The organism is Fimbriimonas ginsengisoli Gsoil 348 (assembly GCF_000724625.1).
GTDB classification, from domain to species: Bacteria; Armatimonadota; Fimbriimonadia; order Fimbriimonadales; family Fimbriimonadaceae; genus Fimbriimonas; species Fimbriimonas ginsengisoli.
Genome location: NZ_CP007139.1, coordinates 1,179,777 through 1,198,356, shown reverse-complemented (window position 1 = coordinate 1,198,356; position 18,580 = coordinate 1,179,777). Strand labels below are relative to the sequence as shown.

The window sequence follows — 18,580 nt, the reverse complement described above, 5'->3', positions numbered from 1 at the left end:
TTTCCGGTTGGTGGGGCGTCAGGCTAGTGCCCGATCTAAGCGCCTCGTTTCATTTTTGCGCAGAGTGACCGTGGTTTCGCGGCCTTCGTAGCGAATCCTCGCCGTTGTGCCCCAAAGGCTTCGGATTGCCGCGTTCTCCAATTTCCCATTCTTCCAGGCGATGTCGATCTCGAATCCGCCCCTGGCCCGCAATCCTTTGATGGACCCGGTGGGCCACGCCGAGGGAAGGGCGGGCAGCAGGTGGAGGGAGCCGTCGTGGGATTGTAACAGCATCTCCGCGACCCCGGAGACGAACCCAAAGTTGCCGTCGATCTGGAACGGCGGGTGGGCGTCGAAGAGGTTTGGGTAGACGCCGCTCCCGCCTCCTTCGGCGGGATGAAGCGCGTCTTGCACGAGCTTGAACGCGTGATCCCCGTCGAGCAGTCGAGCCCAGAAATTGATCTTCCACGCCAAGCTCCAGCCGGTTCCGGCGTCGCCTCGGATTTCCAGAGTCCGCCGCGCCGCTTTCGCCAGCGCCGGCGTCGTAGCCGGAGAGATTTGCGCGCTGGGGAACAGGCCGTAGAGGTGCGATACGTGGCGATGCGTCAGCTCCACGGCTTCCATGTCCCAGTCTTCGATCCACTCTTGGAGCTGGCCGGCTTTGCCTACCTTGTTCGGAGCGATGCGATGGAGCGCGGCTTCGACCTTGGCAACGAAATCTTCATCCCTTCCGAGCGCTTTGGCCGCTCCGATGCAACCTTCGAAGAGGTCGCGAATGATTTGGTTATCCATCGTGGGACCCGCGCAGATCGATACTCCCGGATGATGCTCATGTTCGGGAGACATCGAGGGGCAGGTCACCCGGTACGGCGTTCCGGGAAGGTCGACCATCGCATCGAGGAAGAATTGAGACGCGCCCTTTAGATACGGGTAATGCTTTTCGAGCTCACGCCGGTCGCCGGTGAAGAGGTAGCGCTGCCAAAGGTGGGTTGAAAGCCAAGCTCCGCCCATCGGCCAAATGCCCCACGTCGCGCCGTCGACCGGCGCGGTACCTCGCCAACCGTCCGTGTTGTGGTGGGCCACCCATCCGCCGGCGCCGTACTGATTTCGAGCGGTGTGTGCCCCGGTTTTTGAGATGTCGGCGATCAGGTCGAATAGTGGCTCGTGGCATTCGCCAAGGGCGCATGTCTCGGCCGGCCAGTAGTTCATCTCCGTATTGATGTTGATCGTGTACTTACTGCCCCAGGGCGGCGTCAAGCTGTCGTTCCATAAGCCCTGCAAAGTCGCCGCCGGCCCACCGGGTCTCGACGTCGCGATGAGAAGGTAGCGCCCGTACTGGAAGTAAAGGGCGGCGAGACCCGGGTCTTGACCTTCTCGGTAGGCTCGAATTCGCGCGTCGGTAGGCGCCGATGAAGACGGTCCAAGGTCGATCGTCATCCGCCGAAACAGGCGGCGGTGGTCGGCCATGTGGGCTCTCTTCATTTCCGAGAACGATCGAGCCCGGCTTAACGGCTCGCGTGCGATCTCTTCCGGATTTGCCGAGAGGTCTTCGTACGATCGGTAATTGGTGCCGGCCGAAAATAGAATTTCAACGGAGTCGGCATTCTCGACCACGATCTGGTCCCCCTCGGCTCGAACGGAGCCTCCGGCAGCCCGGACCTTGGCGAGGCCGACGAATCGAACGGCGCCCGGCTTGCCCGCATGTTCGCCGCTGTGACCCTCGATGCGCAGAGTGTCGCCCTCGGTCGCGACCTTCGAGTCTTGCCGGCTCGCGAGCCGCACGCCGAGGTTGAGCTTTCCCTTCTTGGATGCCGTGAAGCGAAGAACCAGCAGACGTGCGGGATGGCTGGCAAAGACCTCGCGGCTGTAACGAACTCCGTCCGATACATAGCTCGTGCGGGCGGTAGCTGAGTCGAGATCCAACTCACGGGAGTAGGAGTCCACGTTCTCTCCGTGTCCCATCGTGATCCGCAACTCGCCGAGGGGTTGGTAAGGCGCCTGCCCCATCGGCTGACCCATAAAGCTGCGCTGGGTGAGATCGTGCGCTTCCTTGAAGTGGCCGGAGAGGACAAGCTGCCGGATCTCCGGCAACGCCGTCAAGGCTTGGGGATTATCGTAGCTCCGGGGCGACCCCGCCCAGATCGACCCCTCGTTGAGAGCCAAGCGCTCCTCGGCGACCCCGCCGAAGACCATCGCCGCCAAGCGCCCGTTCCCGATCGGCAAAGCTTCCGTCCATATCTTCGCGGGACGGTCGTATCGCAGGGCGCAATCGGGAGCTTTCATCGCATTGGAAAGTGCGAGCGTGGGGTGCATCGCCGCGAATGCTACGCTACCCGCGATCAGGTTTCGTCTGGAGATACCTTCGGGGATGGATGGATGACTCATCGCTCCATTCCGGAAAGCATCCTCGCCACGATGTCCAAGGCTTTGCGCATGCGTCAGATGCTATCACGTCATCGGAAGCCTGAGTGAGAGCACCGCCAAGAATATTTGAAGCTCTTTCGAAGCGCCCAGCTGGCGGTGTAGCGTCTCAACCTGGATTCTCTTTAGGCCGCCGGGGAGCAAGAGACGGTGAGGTCCGTCTCTTGCTCCCCGATCTCGGCTACTTCGCTTCGGCCGAATCAAACATCCGGTCAGGGCCGTTGGGCGGCTAGGACCAGCGGTCTGGTGTCCGTGAAGATGTGGCTTACGGAAGTGGTGTTCGTGTCGTGGCAGAACATACACCCGTAAAAGATGCCCATCGTCTTTGAGTTACCCGTTTTTTGGGTGAACGTCTCCATCGTGGAATTGGAGAGATAGCTCGTGCCGATCACGGTGCCCGGATAAGGGGTGGTGGGCACGACGCCGCCGTTTGTCCAAGTGCAGCCGAGGAAGTGATATTGGTTCCGGAGATCGCCACCCGGCATCAACTTGGCGACGTTCTGATTCAGCGACAGGATCTGAGAATTGGATTCCGCGACGCTGTCCTTTTGGTTTGGCGGCACGTCGTTCGCCGCGCCGAACGGTGTAAAGCGGATCGCCGTCCCGGGACCGATCGGAGCGGTCGTAGGGCTGACGATCGACTCATTCTTCGGTCCCCCTACCTTCGCTTTTGCCACGTTCAGCCCCGAAGTGGCGCCGTTGGCGGAAAAGAGCCAGGAACCACCCGAAACTGGGGCTGTGCTGCGTGGCCACGTCTGCGTCGACTTATCGGACGCCAAATAGGCGAACGAGTCGTTGGGCGCATTGTCGAAATGCTCAAAGCTTGCCCAGAGCATTTCCGGATGCCCCTTGCTGCTGCCGACGACGTGCAGGCCGACGAGGGCCAGCCGGATCGACTCCGACTTACCGGTCGGCGACCACTGAGTGGGGCTGACGGCTTTGTAAATCGGGACGGTGGCAACCATGGTCATGTAGTTTTCCGGGTGGGCGACGGCGGCCACCGAGACCCACGCCGCCTTCACTTCCACGGTCAGCGCTTCGGGATTGGTAAACGTCTTGCCATGCTTGCGGCCATAGTCGAGCACTTGCTGCAGTTGAGCCGGCGTTGTCGGGAAATAGGTGTCGGTCTTGCTGGTGGACGGGTCGGTCATCGTCAAGAAATAGGCGTAGAGGTCGTTGACCGCGATGCTGTAGTAAACGAGCGCTCCTTTTTGAGTGAGCTGCACGCTGCCGTCCGCCTGGCCGGTTTCCGTGGGTACGACTTGGCCGGCTGCGTTAACGAACGCCCGGTGTCCGCCGATCGTCACCATCTGAACAGTCCGGCTCACCGGCGCGGAGAGCTTCTGGAGGGTATGCCCGTTCGTATCGAGGAGCTGGGCGGCTTCACCGGCCAAAGTCTTGATCTTCGCGATCTCGACTGCCTTACCATTTGCAAGTTTGACGATTGGACGGCGATGGGCGGAAAGCTGAGCGCGGACGACTTTTAGCCGATGGCCCTGACGGTCGAATACTGCCGGCAAATTGTCCGGGCCCGGCTTGCCGGTGCGCAGTCCGAAGTGCGGGGTCCCAGCGCCGTAGGGGGTCATCACCCGCATGCCGTCCGCCCCCTTGGAGGAGACGTCGTAGAAGCCGGGCGAGAAGAAGGTGCGGAGGGTGGTTGGCTTGCCGTCTTTGTCGATACGAGTCCCGGTGGGGGAGGTCAGCCACAAGAACATCTGATACGACCAGCGATAGAAGTTTTGGTTCGTACTGGTGTCAAGCCCGAGACTGTCGGCCGGAACGACCCTGCCGTTCAAGCTCGGCTGTCCCGATGCAAACCAGCCGTCGAACATCGGCTTATCGAGGGGGCACATGTTGTACGGATTCTGCGGAAAGCTTTGCCGGCCGTAGCCGCGCATTCCGGTAAGGATCCCCGCGGAAAGAATCGCGGTTGCGGCGATCAATCCCATCCTGCTTCGTACTCTGTTACTTGCCGACGCCAAACTATCGGCACCGGACACTTTGTTCTTTAAGGCCATGTTCACTCCAGCTTGCGTTTAACGCAATGCAATATAAAATTAATACAGTGAATGCAATATAAACGATTATTCATCGTGCCGCAGCTATCAAATGAGATTACTCGCAAAATTGCCTGGTCCCCATTGCAGGGAGTCCGGCCTTACGCAAATCGAATCAGGTTCCCCAGGGCGGGTGAAATCTTTACGAAATGGCAGGCTCCAAAATTCGACTGGCCTTGTTGCAATCACCGTGTACGGGTTTCTTCTACTCAGCCTCGTGAAGTTCGCCGCGCCGGCCGGTCCGGTTTCCGTCCGGGGCGTTGCCGTGCAAAAGGTCGACCCCCTTCAGCAAGAGTTGGAACTGAGCGCGGACGATGTCGAAGGCCTGCGGGCTCATATGAGAGGAGTTAGGGCGATGGATCAAACGATATTCGCCAAGAAGGATGTCTCGGCGGCAAAGGCGCGCACCATGTCGTCCGAGGCGCTGATCGCGCAAACATCCAAGGCGGCGCTCTTTGTGACGTACATGCTGTACGACAAAGCAGCCATCGGCGTCTATCGAGCCTCCCTAACGGCACCCTCGCTGATGGAGTTGGTCAAGCGAAACGATCTGGGGACGGCCTTCGCGGCCGCCTACCGGCACATGCAACTCGACCCACTCAAGGACCGACGATTTTATGCCGATGGCGGTTTGATGAGGCTGATTTCCACTGACACGCTCGTTAGTTACCCGCCTATTCGCCGCAAGTTGGCCGGGCACGAGCGGGAGATCATCTTTGCCATGGCGGAGAAACTTGCCGAGGCGGAAAAAATCAACTCCCGCTTCAAGCCAGGCAAGAAACTGTTCGGAGGAACCCTTTCTACCGTCCAAGCCGCAGCAAGGCTTTTGGAGCAAGCCGCCCCGAAGTTAAAAGTAGATGTGATGAAGCTCCCGAACGTAGATTCGGCGATGCGGGAGATCTGTTCTCGGGCGAAGACGCTCGAGAGGTGAGTCTCAGCTTTCTCCGAACTCTTTAAGGGGTGAGATGGCGGGTCCCTCCAACACCTCTCCTTCGATCGAGAATCGGGAGCCGTGGCAGGGGCAGTCCCAGCTCTTCTCGGCAGAATTCCACTGGACGAAACAGCCCATGTGGGGACATGCGGGCGACAATTTATGGATGGAGCCGTCCTCTGCCCTATACGCGGCAACCTTTCCTTCGTCGGAATGGACGATCATTCCCTCGCCGGGCCGGAGCGAGGCGATTTCGCCATCGGCGTGACGGTCACCCACGAAATGGCTGGCAACGCTTCCGATATGCTTTGCCGATCCAGAAACCGCTTCTAACCCCATCCGATTGGGATCGTACACGTCGGCCCACGGGTTTTCGCGGCCCAGGATCAGGTCGCGAAGCAACATGCCGGACACGGTGCTGTTCGTCATTCCCCATCCACCAAAGCCGGTGGCCACGAAGACATGCTCGCTGGTCGGCATCAGTCGGCCGATGTAGGGAAGACCGTCCGCAGTCTTATTGTCTTGCGTGGACCAGCGGTACTCGATGGTTCGAACCGGAAAGTGATCGGTCGCCCATTGTTCTAGGCGTCGGTAACGGGCGACGGTATCTCCCCCTTCGCCCGTCCGATGCCCCTCGCCCCCAACCAGAAGCAACCCACCCTCTTCATCGAAATGTGGGCGAATCGAGTGCGTTGGCTCGGTGCTGATAAACATTCCGTTCGGCAGCTCGCCGTTAAGGCGGAGGCCTAACACGTAGGATCGGTGCTGGTACATCCTCAGGGCATAGAACAGCTTCTCGTTAAACGGAAAGTGGCTGGCGACCACGACGTGGCCGGCGTAGACGTTTCCCCGTTCCGTTTCCACGGTGCACGGCTCGCCTCCGTGGAGACCGGTGACCCGGGTGTTCTCGAAAATGAAACTACCCTCGCCCGGCAGCCGCTGAGCGAGCGCCACGAGGTACTTCCGAGGATGGAAGGAGGCTTGCCCGCTGAATCGAACGGCCCCTTTGACTGGGAATGGAAGCGGCACGCTCTCGAGGAACTCGGCCGGCAACCCCAGTCGTCGCGCGGAGTCGGCCTCGGTTCGAAACGAATCGACCTCCTCCTCTTTCTCGGTGAACACGAAGGCATCGCTCCGCCGGAAGTCGCAGTCGATCCCGAAGGTATTCGCCAATGAGGCGATCTGTTCGATCGCGGCTTGGTTCGCATCGCCGTAGGCTCTCGCTTTCTGTTCGCCGAACGAGTGGATCAGGCGATCGTAGATGATCGAATGCTGTGACGTGATCTTAGCGGTGGTAAACCCGGAGACCCCCTCGGCAACCCGGTTGGACTCGATGACGGCAACCGACTTGCCCTCGGCCTTTAAGAGGGTCGCCGTGGTAATGCCGGCCAACCCACCGCCGACGATCGCCACGTCGACCGTCAAGTCTGCTCCCAAGGGTGGAAAAGAGGTGGGCGGCGTCGTCGCCATCCAAAGCGAAGTTGGCCGTCCGGGGAGTTGATCGGCGTCGTTCAACATTCTAATCAAGACCGTCGAGCCTGGCGCAGTGTTCAATTACCGGACAGAGGCCGCGCCCCGATATCTGGTGACATCGGGGCGCACCGGGTGGGCTCTTGAAGGAAGCTCAGGGGGTGAGCAGTTGGATCAGTCTTCGTACCGGTCGTGGAAGTTCAGCCAGCTCATCGGACCGGTTTCGTTGCGCCCCTTGGGCGTGAGGTCGAGGTAGTTGTAGGCGCCGATGAGGAGGTCGAGGCCGCGCTCATAGCTCGAGTAGGTCCGGTAGATGTTGCCGTCCGCATCCTTGGTGAACACGCTCAGCCCCGGTTGCTCCTCACCGGACAGCTTCTGCATCGTGAAGTTGTGCAGGACCGGCCCTTTTTCGAGCTCTTCCTTCCGGTACGAGACACCGTAATCGTAGTTGAAGCTGTTCTTGGCCGACGACACCCAACGGAAGCTCCAACCCATCCGCTTCTTGAACTCCTGAAACTCGGCGAGCGGAGCGCGGGAGACTGCGACATAAGCGACGTCGTGGTGCTCGAAGTGTTGCCGGGCGCTATCGACGTGGTCGCATACGAACGAGCAGCCGATACATCCTTCGTCCCAACCGGGCGCATACATGTAGTGGTACACGATCAATTGGCTGCGGCCGTCGAATAGCTCGGAAAGGCTTACGGGACCGTCGGGGCCTTCGAATACGTAGTCGGATTCCACTTTGACCCAAGGCAGGTCACGGCGGGCGGCGCTCAGGGCGTCGCGGGCTCGGGTGAACTCCTTCTCCTTTTGTAAGAGATCCTTTCCGGCGGCGATCCACTCGCTGAGGGAAACGACTTGATGTTGGGCGGGGGCTTCGGTTGTCATTGATTTTCTCCATTATAAGTAGCATAAGCTACTAGTAGCACTTGAGCAGGTATAGAATCGCTCTCTAGTTGAATTTGGTGAGGAACCTCCCTTAGTGGAGGCCGGTTGGGCAGATGCCCTTATTGCGGCAGCAGCAACGCGTGCCACCTGGGCAGTGGACGCAGGCGCAAACCTTCTGGTCGGAAACCGCGCTTGCGGTTCGAGTAAGAGTGGGGGCGAGGCTCAGGGCGCTCGCGAAAGCGCCGATGAGGACGAGGGCGAGAAGGGCGGACCCCCGAAGGGGGGCCGGCCGCTGGATCGAAAGGACGAGACTCACTGGGTTACTTCTCCATAGCTGAATTTGGGATCCCAGCCGTTCGCTCCATCTTGCAAAAGATCGAGGAGCGGCCAGACGGCACAGAAATCGTCGCCGGCGTCGAACACGGCCTTGGCGATGCGGACGATGGACCCGTCGGGCTCGCGCCGGAAGGTGGAAACCCCTGGCCACGGTCCGTTCCCCCAGAACCCCATGTCGTGGAAGAAGGGGCTTTCGTAGGCGGAGACCATTCGGAAGCTCCAGTTCCGCCGTTGGGCGATCCGCTTCTGGACTTCCGGCTTATCCGGCGAGCAGACCACGAACGCGGCACGATCCATCACGTGCGGCGCCAGGCCGCTGAACCCATCCGCCCACATCGTGCAGGAGGAGCAGCCGGTGCCCATGTTGTGGATGACGATGAGGTCGTCTTTATCTCCGAACAACTCGGAGAGCCGTACCTCGGATCCGTCGGTGTTTCGCAGAACGTAGTCAATCACCGGCTCTTTCGGCCGACGTCGGCGCGCCTCGGTAAGCCGCTGCTTGGCGATCTCGACCTCTTTGTGCAGAGCTTCGATCTCGCGGTCTATGTCGGAATGGGCTTCAGTCATGATGATCTCCTGAGGGGGTGGGGGAAAAACGAAGAGCGAGAAGCCGGTGAGGATCGCCATAAGCCCCTCGCAGTGGCTCTCGAATCGGTCTGGCCATTGCCGATGGGCGGCGCAAAGACCTTCGTGGGTGAGCATATCGGAGTCGGCGACGCCTAAGATCTGGCCCACCCCCTCCGGCTCGTAGTGAAGCGTGGATACGCTCGGAATCCGGTGCGCTAGGTGGCTTTGGCGATAGTCGCGCGGGGCCTGGCCGAAGTAGACCTGGAAGACCCGCGCGAACGCCTCCTGCGAACCGTAACCCCCTTCGAAGGCGATGGAGGCCACGGAATCTTGACTCGTCTTGAGCCGGTAAGCCGCGCGCTCGAGTCGCAAGCGCCGGACGAAATCCATCACCGACTCCCCGACCACGGCCCGGAAAATCCGGTGAAAGTGGTGCGGAGAAAACCCCGCTACCCCGGCCAACTGGCGCGGCGTAAGCGGCTCGTCGAGCGCGAGCTGAACGAATCGAACGACCTTGGAGATCGCTTCGATGTATTCGGCTTCGGTGCGGCTCAACGTATCCATAAACCAATGTTACGACGCCCCGCACGGCAAACATCTGATCGCCAGTGCGATTCGAGAGCTTATCGGCGCAAGAGGGTCCGGGCGGTCGGACCGTAGAACAAGTGCTAGGGAATTAGAACGCTATGACCATTGCTATTACTGGATCTACTGGGCGACTCGGCCCCCTTGTCGTCGATCGGCTAAAGGCGCGGGTGCCCGCTTCGGACCTGGTCGCGCTTGCGCGGACGCCCTCCAAGGCAGAGGGGCTCGGGGTAAACGTTCGTAAAGCGGACTTCGATCGGCCCGAGACGCTCGGGCCAGCTCTCGGGGGAGTCGACACGCTGCTCTTTATCTCGGCGAGCGAGGTCGGTAAGCGGCTCGCGCAACATCGGAACGTCATCGAAGCCGCCAAGCAGGCGGGGGTGAAGTGGATTATCTACACAAGCCTGCTGCGGGCCGATGCGTCGTCCCTGAGTCTCGCGGAAGAACACTTTGGGACGGAAGAGGCGCTACGGGCGTCCGGGATCCCGATTACCATCCTTCGCAACGGATGGTACACCGAGAACTACACGGACCAGATACCCGGTGCGCTCGCGGCAGGGGCCTTGATCGGCAGCGCCGGCAACGGTCGGATTTCGGGCGCGAGCCGCCCCGACTATGCCGATGCCGCCGTCGCCGTAGCGCTCGGAACGGGGCACGAAGGACGGACCTATGAGCTTGCCGGGGACGGTTCGTTCACGTTGAACGAACTCGCGGCCGAGGTTTCGCGCCAGACCGGCCGAACTATCCCGTACAAGGACTTGCCGCTGGAAGAGTATGCGGCGGCGCTGGCGAGCTTTGGGTTACCCGACGGGCTGGCGCACGCGATCGCTAGCTGGGACGTCGGCGCCTCGCAGGGTGCGTTGTTCGACGAAGGTCATCAGCTCTCCAATCTGATCGGTCGGCCGACAACCCCGATGGCGGTGACCGTGGCTGAGACGCTTAAGAGTCTCCCCTAGCAAACACCCGGCCAGACGGCAATCCCGTCTGGCCCGGGTCCGTCGGCCGTCACCTCCGAGAGGCAACCTTCGGGAGCGTGACTTCGGGGAATTCAAACGTTTGGACCGAGGAAGCGGGCAGCTCGATCTTGAGGGAGCCGGGTTCAAAAACCAGATCGTCGACCTTTTCGTAGCGCTCCGCGCCTTTCGGGGTGGTGATCCACCGCTTGGCGACCCGTCGTCCAATGTGGAAAGCCGACAGGTCGAGGAGCTTGGTAGAGGCCTCTTTCTCGTTTTCGACGACGATCACAAGCTTTCGCTTTCGAGCGTCGTAAGCCGCTACGACGTGCGGATCGCTGGTGGACAATAGCGCCATCCCTGGTCGAAGATGGCGCATGTAGTGGGCGAGGACGAAATACTTCGGATTGGCTTGCTTGATCTTCGCAGCAACCATGTCGGAGTCCATCAGACCCCATCCTCCGCCGTCCAAAGGTTGCCAATAGCACCACGCGGATGCGCGTAAGACGTTCAGGTCCAGGCTCAGCTCGCGGGCGGTGGAGAGTCCAGTCGCGTCGCCGTCGCCGTGCTCGGAATTCCAGCGGCTCTTTCCCGCGATTGCCTCGGCGAAGGCGGCGCGAGAGCCCTCCGTGTGGGGATAGCCGTGAACGTTTACCCGCGAGATCAGGGCCTTGGCATCTTCACCGAGCGCGTGCCAGGTTGAAAGCGCTTGATCGAAAGAGGTTTCGTCGGAGGCCACGATCGGTAATCGCCGTAGTCCTTGCCGGTCGAGCTCGGCACGCAGGATAGGAAGGAAAGCGGCCTGCGTTGCGGGTGAGAAATGGCATCCTTCCTGCCGGCCGGTGGCGCTCCAATAGTTGGAGGCGGGCTCGTTGAATGGCTCGACGCTTGTGAAAGCCACGCCCCAATGCTTCTTGGAATGGGCGGCGATGGTGGCAAGGTAGGTAGCAAACGCGCCGTACATATCCGGACGCAGGTTGTCGTCGGTGGCTTTCGCCGCTCCGGATGGATTGCCGTTGACGCACATCCACCACATCGGCGAATTGGAAAAGAGCTCAAAGCGGTTCGCTCCGCGCGCCTTGGCTTTGAGCATCATGGCGCGTTGGGCTTTGTCGCGGCTCCAATCCCAGCCCGATTCCCCCTTGGCCGGGTCCAGCCAGTACCCCTCTATCTGTCGGAAAGGCAGCACGTTCTTGGAGAGAACCATTCGCCGTCCATCGACTTCGTTCGGGCTGCAGGCGCCGGCGTTGTATCGCACGATTGTCATGCCAAGCCCGGGGAGGACCTGGTCGCCAACCTGGGCGAGCTTTGTCGTGAATAAGGAATCCGCGACGTCGTCGCGCTCACCGAACGGATTTCCCATCCAGCACAAAGAGGCGCCCCAGCCCTCCCACCGAACCGTCGCGCCGAATGGGTCGATGAAGACGGTGGGGATCTGCGCAGCAAAAATGAGGGCGGCCACGCAGATCATTAACGGGTCTTATGTTACTTGCCGCTGCCTAGGGTCGGAGCCGTCATGCCGGGCGGGCCGCCACCCGGCGGGGCCGCTGCGGGCGACGTGGCTCCGCCCGGCGCCGCCGCCGACGATGGCGGGGGCCCGCCTGGCCCCCGCTTGGCGGCGTCGGTCTCCAGCCATGGCGGCTTGCCCGGCGTGTATTGAACCTGGCCCTGGTCCAGGTCGCCGGTTTTCATCGCCTTCGAACCTAGGTAGCCAACCATGGCGACCAGGAGGACGACGGCAACCACAACGATCGGAGTCTTCATCCGCTCTTGCATGTTCTCTAACCTACTGTCGCTTGTCCCACATTCCGACGGGCCACGGCCAGTTCACCGGATCGTTCGGCCAGTAGGACGGTTTCGGAGTCGTGGCCTGACTTCCCTGAGGCGCGAGGGTCGCGTCTTTCTTCAGGAACTTCGCGTGGCCGTCGGCCAAGCCGTAGTTTGCGCCGCCATTGAACATGGTCGCGCCGCCACCCTTCATGTTGAATTCACCGTAGTTGAAGAACACTTCGGTTGCCCATCCCTCGCACCACTGGTGGTACCAGTTCGGCCTCGGGGCGATGGAGATGGTCGACGCCGGAGCGGGAACCGCGGTCTGGCTCGAGCCGCCGGAATCGCAGGTCACCGACATCTGGCATCCTTCCGAACTGGGACCCCACCAATCGCCGGTGGCGCTGCCGAACGCCGGCCAGGTGAACGCCATCGAGTACGTGACTCCGCGAGTGGGCTTACCGGTCAGACAACCGGCGTCGCTTCCCTCATTGCCGCGACCCCAGTTGTCGACGGGCGACTTCCAAATCGGGATGTTCTTGACGTAGGGATCGACCTGTTGATGCCAAGGCTTCCACTCCGTGTTCCAACCCCAGCAGAAAGGGTACGTATCGTCGGTGTCGCCGCCGTACATGGCGATTCCGAGGGCCAACTGCTTTACGCCGGACAGATCGGCCGTCTTTTTAGCGGCCATCTTCGCCTGAGCGAAGACCGGGAACAGGATAGCGGCGAGGATCGCGATGATCGCGATGACGACGAGGAGTTCGATGAGCGTGAAACCGCTCGAGTGACGTTGATGGCGATGGTTCATAGGAATCTCTCCGTTAAGATTGCTTAGGAGGACGCAACGTGGTCCCAGGATCGAAAAGAGTGGGCATGGACTCTTCGAGGAGCGGTCCTTGATAGCCCTGAATGTACTGGTCGAGAAGGTGCATGCCTCGCTCGGCCAAGAGGTCGAGTTGAACATGCACGGAAGCCGCCGTGTGGCTGGTTGAAGAGGGCCATCTAAGGCCATCGTAGCCAACGATGCTAAGGCGGGATGGAATAGAAATTTTGAGAATCTCGCACGCTTCCAGGACCTGATAAGCCAGCCGGTCGTGCCAGCAGAACAGTGCGGTCGTCTGGGGCGCGGTGTTTAAAATCCTCGTTACGAGCTCCACGTAATCTTTGCCGCTGTCGAAGATGTGTTCGTCGGGGAGATCGACTCCGAGTCGACCAAGTTCCGTTTTCAAACGGGTAATTCGAAGGTTGCCGTCTCGAACCGTCGGCCCCTCGCTGGAAACCGCGGCGATATGGCGGTGCCCAGCGCCGACCAGCGCCTCGGCGACCGACGTGATGCCGGTTAATCCGTCGTCGGCCACCGATGGAAATTCTCTTAGCGGATCGCGGGTGTTGAGGAGAACCACCGGCAGATTGCTCCGCCGGAGCAGCGCCACCATCGGATCGTCGAGGCGAGGGGCGAAGAGCAGAACCCCATCCGCGAGTCCTCCGTTTAGGAACTCGTACGTCTCTTTCGGGCTGCGGCCGAAGCGGCAATGGACGAGGATGTCGTAACCGAGAGTCCCGCCGGCGTACTCCACCGCCGCCGACAGTTTGTCCATGTACATGTCGTGCGATTCACGAGTCCGGAACGCATTGTAGAAAGAGACGATGTGGGTCCGTCCGCGCCGAAGGGACCGAACCAAAAGGTTGGGCGCATAGTTCAGCTCCTCGGCGGCGAGCTGCACTCGGGAGTGGGCATCCGCGCTGATTCGCCGACTGCGAGCCTTTCCGGAGAGCACCAGCGAAGCCGTGGTAGCCGAGACGCCGGCACGAGTCGCGACCTCGATAAGAGTCGCTCTTCCCGTTTGTTTTTCCGAAGCGTTCGACATTGCTAAACCCTTTGAGCACCCTTGCTCAAGCGTTTTAGCAGTGTAACATAGAAAGATCGAATACGCAAAGAATTTCTATTTATGGAAATTCGGGATGGAAGCGAAGCGAGGGGACGGCCGGGCAAACAGGCCCATTCAAGCTGCAAAGGCCGCGTGGCGTAATCGACCCAGGAATCGACGACAGATCCTCCCTGCCTCGAAAATCGGACGAGGAAGGGAGGGGCGAAAGAGGGCAATTCCCCGGCAGACCCAAGGCCCCTCGGAAAGGGGCCCTTGGGCGATTGGTTAGCGAACTCCTACGTCGTTGATGAAGCTCGTGGAGTGGGGGCCGGCGGTGGTGATTAGGGAGGCGGCGCCGGTGACGGTGTCGACTTGGTTGATCTGACGGTCGTTGCCCGAGTACACCGCGGAGATGACGTGGTTGTCGTCAGCCGACCAGCGGACGCGGTTGGCGTTGTCCAGGCCGGGAATGGTGACGGTCGTCGAAGTGGCCAACGTATCCACACGCCACAGGGACTCGGTCGCATTCTGCTGGAAGAACAGAACTCGCTCGCCGCTTGGGCTGAAGTACGCCTCACTCGGACCGAGGGCGGCGGGGACCAGCACCACTTGCGAGTTGTCGGTGAACATCACCAACCCGTCGGATGTGGTAGCAAGCGCCCGGCCATCGGCGGCGATATCCCAAGGACGCATGAACGCAGCCGCCTCTCCGTCCCGGTGATCTCGACTCATCAGCACGCGAGGTTCGGTAGAGCCATTCCGGTACAGGAGCAGCTGGTCCCGATTCGCGCCGGTTGTCGGGTTGCGCTGGGAGATCTGAAGAAGGTAGTCGTCGGATGCCGCGATTCGATTGGCTCGCACCAGCTCCGCGGAACTGATGTACGTACCGGCTTCGTGCGGGATAAGGAAGAGACGAGTGGAGACGCCGGTCTCGACGTTGTACGACATCAGATAGGTGTCGGTCGAGTTGACGAATTCGAGGCCAAGGAAGCTCTTGTCCGACCATCGAAATGTATTGGTACGGAGTTGGGCCGGTCCCTGCCGTTGAGACGGCGAATAGAGTTTCGTTTCACTTCCACCGGCGTTAGCGCCGTAGACGTCGAGGAAAGTGTCCTCCCCAAGCCTTCGCTGCTCCACCCAATAGAGAGAGGTCTGTGCAGGGGCCGGGTAGAAGGCGGCAAAAGTGCCGAGCGTCGTAGCCGTTCCGGAGACCTTAAGGTTTGGAACGTCCGAGGTGGTGGGCAGCGGTACCCATTCGGCTGCAGCGTTTACCTTGTGGAAGATCCTGATGTTCGCTCGCTTCGCGAACGGAACGGCGCCCGAGGTGTAGGACAAGCCGACGGTAAACGCGGTCGCCGTTGTCAGTGAGGTGTTGGAGGATCCCAGGTCGAAGGTGGCGTCCGCGACGGCGACCCAACCGGTCGGCGGCGCGAAGTTGATGAGTGTGCGGCGAGGCTGAACCTCGACCGATGTGGATACGGCGGCCGCCGGGAGCGTAACGGTCAGGTTGCTGAATGTAAACGTTCCACCCGCGCTGGTCCAGGTCCAGCCGGAGCCCGCCGGAGTAAAGAGAGCGTAACTGGAGAAAGAGGAGATCTGGGTGGTGGCGGTGTGGTCGGCGACGCTTATCGTCGTCGTCACCGGCGTCCATTCGGCGGAGCCATCGGCGCGGCGATAGATTTTGAGCGCATCGAGCGGCGTACCGAGAGGGATCGTCATGGTAAGCGTCGCCGGGGTGGAGAAAGTCACGTGGGTGAATGACCAGCCGGTTCCGGCTACGTAGACCGTTCCCGCGGGCGCGTTTGTCACCGAGCCGAGTTTGGTGGCGGTAACGGGCGTGTCTGTGGAAACCGATCCAGCCGGAACGTCGAGGCGGACTTCGTTCGCCGACGTTTGGAAGGTTCCGCCACCAGCGCCGATCGTCCAGTGATTGGCAGAGGGCGTACCGCTCGAACCACCGGAACCGCCGCCGCATCCAACTGCGAAAAGTGCGAGAAGAAACACGCAAATCCAGAAAGTGTTAGGACGCATTACGCCCGGCATTATAGCGAGGGTTTACGCGCCAGATGGTGTAACTGCCGATAAATTAATAAAGGCCCAGGACCCTCCCAAGAGATCACTGTTAATTGCCCATATATAACAATAATTAGGACCGCCGCACCCTGGCTCAATGCCGGACAACGGGAAAGCACGGTGTTTCTTCCCCGTTTGTCGGCATCGTGCGATGGAGTGAACGGGACTTATTTCTCAGGGCCGAATTTGGTGGGAACCGGAGACCGGCGGTCCGGCATTTCGGATACCGGACGGAACACCGTTCTTGTGGCTCCCAATGACGCGAACACTTTTTCTTATCGCATTCTCGACGTTTTTAGCTGCGACCGTACTTGCGGACGACGGACCTTCACCAGGCCACTCCAGCCATGGGGCGGCGTTTGATTCAGGGATGCGCACGAAGCCTTGGAAGATGGAAGGGATCGGCGACACCCCTTTCCCAGTGACCGCGAAGAACGCCGAAGTTCAGTTGTGGTTCAACCAGGGCGAGGCGTTACTGCACAGTTTCTGGTTTGAGGAAGCCGAGCGCTCTTTCCGCTGGTGTCTCAAGTTGGATCCCGATTGCGCGATGGCCTATTGGGGATTGGCCCGGACCGGGTTGACTTGGTTCGTTTCCGGGGATGTCGCTAGCCCGCAATACCAGCGGTATCGCGACTTTCTCAAAGAGGCGATGAAGAGGAAGGATTCTGTCTCCGAGCGGGAGCGATTGTATATCGAGGCATGGAACGAGGCGTACGCTCCCGGAGAAAAGGAACGGTTCAAAATCCTCTCCCGCCGACTGCAAGAGATCGTTCTTAAGTTCCCCGACGACCTCGAGGCCAAGGCGCTGCTTGGGCTTTACAACATCGGCCAGGGAAGCGCCTACGCGAACGAGCTGATCATACAGCAGGTGCTTGCCAAGAATCCGATGCATCCTGGCGCGCACCACGCTCGAATCCATAACTGGGACGACGTGGACGCGGTGCAGGCGCTTCAGAGCTGCCGGTTATACGGCGCTTCCGCGCCGGGCATCGGCCATGCGCTACACATGCCGGGGCACGCCTACAGCAAGATCGGCATGTGGCACGAGGCGGCGCGAGCGATGGACGCCGCCACTCGTACCGAGCTTCGGTACATGAACGACCGGCTCGCCCTGCCGTACGAAACGTGGAACTACTCGCATAACCGAAACTATCTCTGCTACCTGCAAGAACAGCTAGGAATGGCGGCCGCCAGCATTCGGGGAGGGCAAGACCTGATGAGCGCGCCGACTGACCCGGAGAACAAGGAAGAGGCGGCGGCCGGATTCAGCGACCAGGGGGTCATCGCATTGGCGCGAGCGCACATCAAGTTCCAGCGATGGGATGAGATCCTGAAACCAGGAACGATCGGATGGCCGGCCGACGATTACAGCCAGGCTTTCCGAGCGTTCGCGGAGACGATCGCGCTCACCGGGAAAGGGGAGTCGCGCGCGGCGCGAGAAAGGCTCGCCGAATTTCAGGCCGCAGTCCATAAGCTGGCCGAAAAGGAGAAGGAAGCGGAAAGCTGGTTCTCGCTCCACCTCAAGGCTGCCGAGGGGGAAGTGCTTCTTGCCGAAGGAAATTCGCTGGACGGGCAGCGGCTGCTTTTGGAAGCAGCCGCAACTGAACAAACCCTACGCGACAAGCACCAATATTCGAACGACCCGCCCGATATGCCGTGGCCGATCATGCGGCTGGTCGGCGATCTACACCTTCGAAGGGGCGATGCCCGTTTGGCAATCGAGGCGTACGAACGGGCGCTGAAAAACGAGGCGAACGATGGATTCACCCTCGCCGGACTGGCTCGCGCTTGGAACTTGGCGGGCGATAAAGACAAGGCTCGGGAGTACGCGGGAAGATTGGAATACGAGTGGTCGGGAGCCGACCCTGGCCTGAGATGGCTGGCTGAGGTACGGGCACTGGGATTGAACGCGACGCCGATTGCCCGTACCCCGGGAGCAGAGCGACCTTACCGACCCGAAGAACTGGCTAGCTACGGTCCAAGCAACTGGGCGCCGTTCGCCGCGCCGAAGTTGGAGTGCCTCGACGTGAATGGGAAACCGGTCAGGCTCGAAAATTATCGAGGGAAGAACGTGCTCCTCGTCTTCTACTTAAACGAGGGGTGCGTTCACTGCGTGGAGCAACTGGAGAAGATCAACGAGCGGGCGGCCGATCTCCTCAAGGAAGACACCGTCGTCTTGGCGGTGAGCAGTACGCCGCCGGCCAAGAACAAGGAGTCGATGAAGCTGGGCAAACTTGGACTTCAACTGCTATCCGACCGAAACCATGAGAACGCTCGCCGGTACGCATCGTACGACGACTTCGAAGAGTTAGAGCTGCACTCGACGATCCTGATCGACGCGCAGGGTCGAGTTCGCTGGAAGCGAACCGGGGGCGACCCGTTCACAAACATCGACTTCCTAATGCGGGAGCTGAAGCGGATCAACGGTCCCCACTAGGGGGATCTTTGAACTAGATGCCGGGAGTCGTTCCGAACGCCTCCCGGAACATGGCAATGAACGCGCTGGGGTTTTCATAGCCTACGGAACTCGACACGTTCGATACTAGTGGGGGCAATGCGGTACGCGTAACGTGGCACTGGCTTCATGGTCATTGACAAATTGGGTTGACATTCATCTTGCCCGTAGCCCGTGGCTTTAGCCGCGGTTCAAGGTTCTACCGGGGATAAATCCTCGGGCTA

At 60.6% G+C, this 18,580-nt stretch carries 14 protein-coding genes; 3 read left to right on the top strand and 11 right to left on the bottom strand.

Annotation, left to right across the window (positions count from 1 at the left end; translation table 11 throughout):
* Nucleotides 1-18: 18 nt before the first annotated feature.
* Entirely contained in the window at nt 19-2,292 is a 2,274-nt protein-coding gene (locus tag OP10G_RS05450; RefSeq protein WP_025226898.1) for a glycoside hydrolase family 95 protein, read from the bottom strand.
* Between the two features lie 320 nt (nt 2,293-2,612).
* Nucleotides 2,613-4,349, bottom strand: a complete 1,737-nt coding sequence (locus tag OP10G_RS05445; protein WP_025226899.1) for a hypothetical protein — start codon at nt 4,347-4,349, stop codon at nt 2,613-2,615.
* Between the two features lie 325 nt (nt 4,350-4,674).
* Here OP10G_RS05445 and OP10G_RS05440 point away from each other — a divergent pair, with 325 nt between their 5' ends.
* Complete coding sequence (locus OP10G_RS05440) at nt 4,675-5,388, top strand: hypothetical protein (RefSeq protein ID WP_144241007.1); 714 nt, start codon at nt 4,675-4,677, stop codon at nt 5,386-5,388.
* Nucleotides 5,389-5,391: 3 nt separating this feature from the next.
* On the opposite strand, the gene OP10G_RS05435 is transcribed toward OP10G_RS05440, so the two are convergent.
* The 4 genes from OP10G_RS05435 to OP10G_RS24075 all read right to left on the bottom strand — a co-directional run bounded on the left by OP10G_RS05435 (nt 5,392) and on the right by OP10G_RS24075 (nt 9,213).
* A complete protein-coding gene (locus OP10G_RS05435; RefSeq protein WP_025226901.1) occupies nt 5,392-6,906 on the bottom strand; it encodes an FAD-dependent oxidoreductase in 1,515 nt (504 codons plus the stop codon).
* A gap of 126 nt (nt 6,907-7,032) precedes the next feature.
* A complete protein-coding gene (locus tag OP10G_RS05430; protein WP_038472625.1) occupies nt 7,033-7,746 on the bottom strand; it encodes a DUF899 domain-containing protein in 714 nt (237 codons plus the stop codon).
* A gap of 91 nt (nt 7,747-7,837) precedes the next feature.
* On the bottom strand, nt 7,838-8,062 hold the full coding sequence (locus OP10G_RS05425) for a hypothetical protein (protein WP_025226902.1): 225 nt from the start codon (nt 8,060-8,062) through the stop codon (nt 7,838-7,840).
* Complete coding sequence (locus OP10G_RS24075) at nt 8,059-9,213, bottom strand: helix-turn-helix domain-containing protein (protein ID WP_052547575.1); 1,155 nt, start codon at nt 9,211-9,213, stop codon at nt 8,059-8,061. Before OP10G_RS24075 ends, OP10G_RS05425 begins: the two co-directional genes overlap by 4 nt.
* Before the next feature lie 122 nt (nt 9,214-9,335).
* Between OP10G_RS24075 and OP10G_RS05410 the strand changes: the two genes are divergently transcribed.
* The gene (locus OP10G_RS05410; RefSeq protein ID WP_025226903.1) at nt 9,336-10,190 is read left to right on the top strand and encodes an SDR family oxidoreductase; all 855 of its coding nucleotides are present in this window, start codon (nt 9,336-9,338) and stop codon (nt 10,188-10,190) included.
* A 49-nt stretch (nt 10,191-10,239) separates the two neighbouring features.
* Here OP10G_RS05410 and OP10G_RS05405 read toward each other — a convergent pair whose 3' ends face one another.
* From OP10G_RS05405 to OP10G_RS05385, 5 genes are all read right to left on the bottom strand, one after another.
* The gene (locus OP10G_RS05405) at nt 10,240-11,658 is read right to left on the bottom strand and encodes a glycoside hydrolase (protein ID WP_025226904.1); all 1,419 of its coding nucleotides are present in this window, start codon (nt 11,656-11,658) and stop codon (nt 10,240-10,242) included.
* A 14-nt stretch (nt 11,659-11,672) separates the two neighbouring features.
* Nucleotides 11,673-11,951, bottom strand: coding sequence for a hypothetical protein (locus tag OP10G_RS26690; RefSeq protein ID WP_158409143.1), 279 nt, complete (start codon nt 11,949-11,951; stop codon nt 11,673-11,675).
* Nucleotides 11,952-11,973: 22 nt separating this feature from the next.
* Nucleotides 11,974-12,768: a prepilin-type N-terminal cleavage/methylation domain-containing protein gene (locus OP10G_RS24070; protein ID WP_025226906.1), complete on the bottom strand. Its 795-nt coding sequence runs from the start codon at nt 12,766-12,768 to the stop codon at nt 11,974-11,976.
* Nucleotides 12,769-12,781: 13 nt separating this feature from the next.
* Entirely contained in the window at nt 12,782-13,828 is a 1,047-nt protein-coding gene (locus tag OP10G_RS05390) for a LacI family DNA-binding transcriptional regulator (RefSeq protein WP_025226907.1), read from the bottom strand.
* Nucleotides 13,829-14,113: 285 nt separating this feature from the next.
* A complete protein-coding gene (locus tag OP10G_RS05385) occupies nt 14,114-15,859 on the bottom strand; it encodes a hypothetical protein (protein ID WP_038472622.1) in 1,746 nt (581 codons plus the stop codon).
* 412 nt (nt 15,860-16,271) lie between these two features.
* On the opposite strand from OP10G_RS05385, the gene OP10G_RS05380 reads away from it, so the two are divergent.
* The gene (locus tag OP10G_RS05380; RefSeq protein ID WP_158409142.1) at nt 16,272-18,338 is read left to right on the top strand and encodes a redoxin domain-containing protein; all 2,067 of its coding nucleotides are present in this window, start codon (nt 16,272-16,274) and stop codon (nt 18,336-18,338) included.
* The last annotated feature ends 242 nt before the right edge of the window (nt 18,339-18,580 follow it).

Bases quoted from the DNA above. Each gene is read 5' to 3' on its own strand.
- OP10G_RS05410 (WP_025226903.1), top strand. From the start codon at position 9,336: ATGACCATTGCTATTACTGGATCTACTGGGCGACTCGGCCCCCTTGTC.
- OP10G_RS05430 (WP_038472625.1), bottom strand. From the start codon at position 7,746: ATGACAACCGAAGCCCCCGCCCAACATCAAGTCGTTTCCCTCAGCGAG.
- OP10G_RS05385 (WP_038472622.1), bottom strand. From the start codon at position 15,859: ATGCGTCCTAACACTTTCTGGATTTGCGTGTTTCTTCTCGCACTTTTC.
- OP10G_RS05435 (WP_025226901.1), bottom strand. From the start codon at position 6,906: ATGTTGAACGACGCCGATCAACTCCCCGGACGGCCAACTTCGCTTTGG.
- OP10G_RS26690 (WP_158409143.1), bottom strand. From the start codon at position 11,951: ATGAAGACTCCGATCGTTGTGGTTGCCGTCGTCCTCCTGGTCGCCATG.
- OP10G_RS05445 (WP_025226899.1), bottom strand. From the start codon at position 4,349: ATGGGATTGATCGCCGCAACCGCGATTCTTTCCGCGGGGATCCTTACC.
- OP10G_RS05390 (WP_025226907.1), bottom strand. From the start codon at position 13,828: ATGTCGAACGCTTCGGAAAAACAAACGGGAAGAGCGACTCTTATCGAG.
- OP10G_RS05450 (WP_025226898.1), bottom strand. From the start codon at position 2,292: ATGCACCCCACGCTCGCACTTTCCAATGCGATGAAAGCTCCCGATTGC.
- OP10G_RS05380 (WP_158409142.1), top strand. From the start codon at position 16,272: ATGCGCACGAAGCCTTGGAAGATGGAAGGGATCGGCGACACCCCTTTC.
- OP10G_RS05405 (WP_025226904.1), bottom strand. From the start codon at position 11,658: ATGATCTGCGTGGCCGCCCTCATTTTTGCTGCGCAGATCCCCACCGTC.
- OP10G_RS24070 (WP_025226906.1), bottom strand. From the start codon at position 12,768: ATGAACCATCGCCATCAACGTCACTCGAGCGGTTTCACGCTCATCGAA.
- OP10G_RS24075 (WP_052547575.1), bottom strand. From the start codon at position 9,213: ATGGATACGTTGAGCCGCACCGAAGCCGAATACATCGAAGCGATCTCC.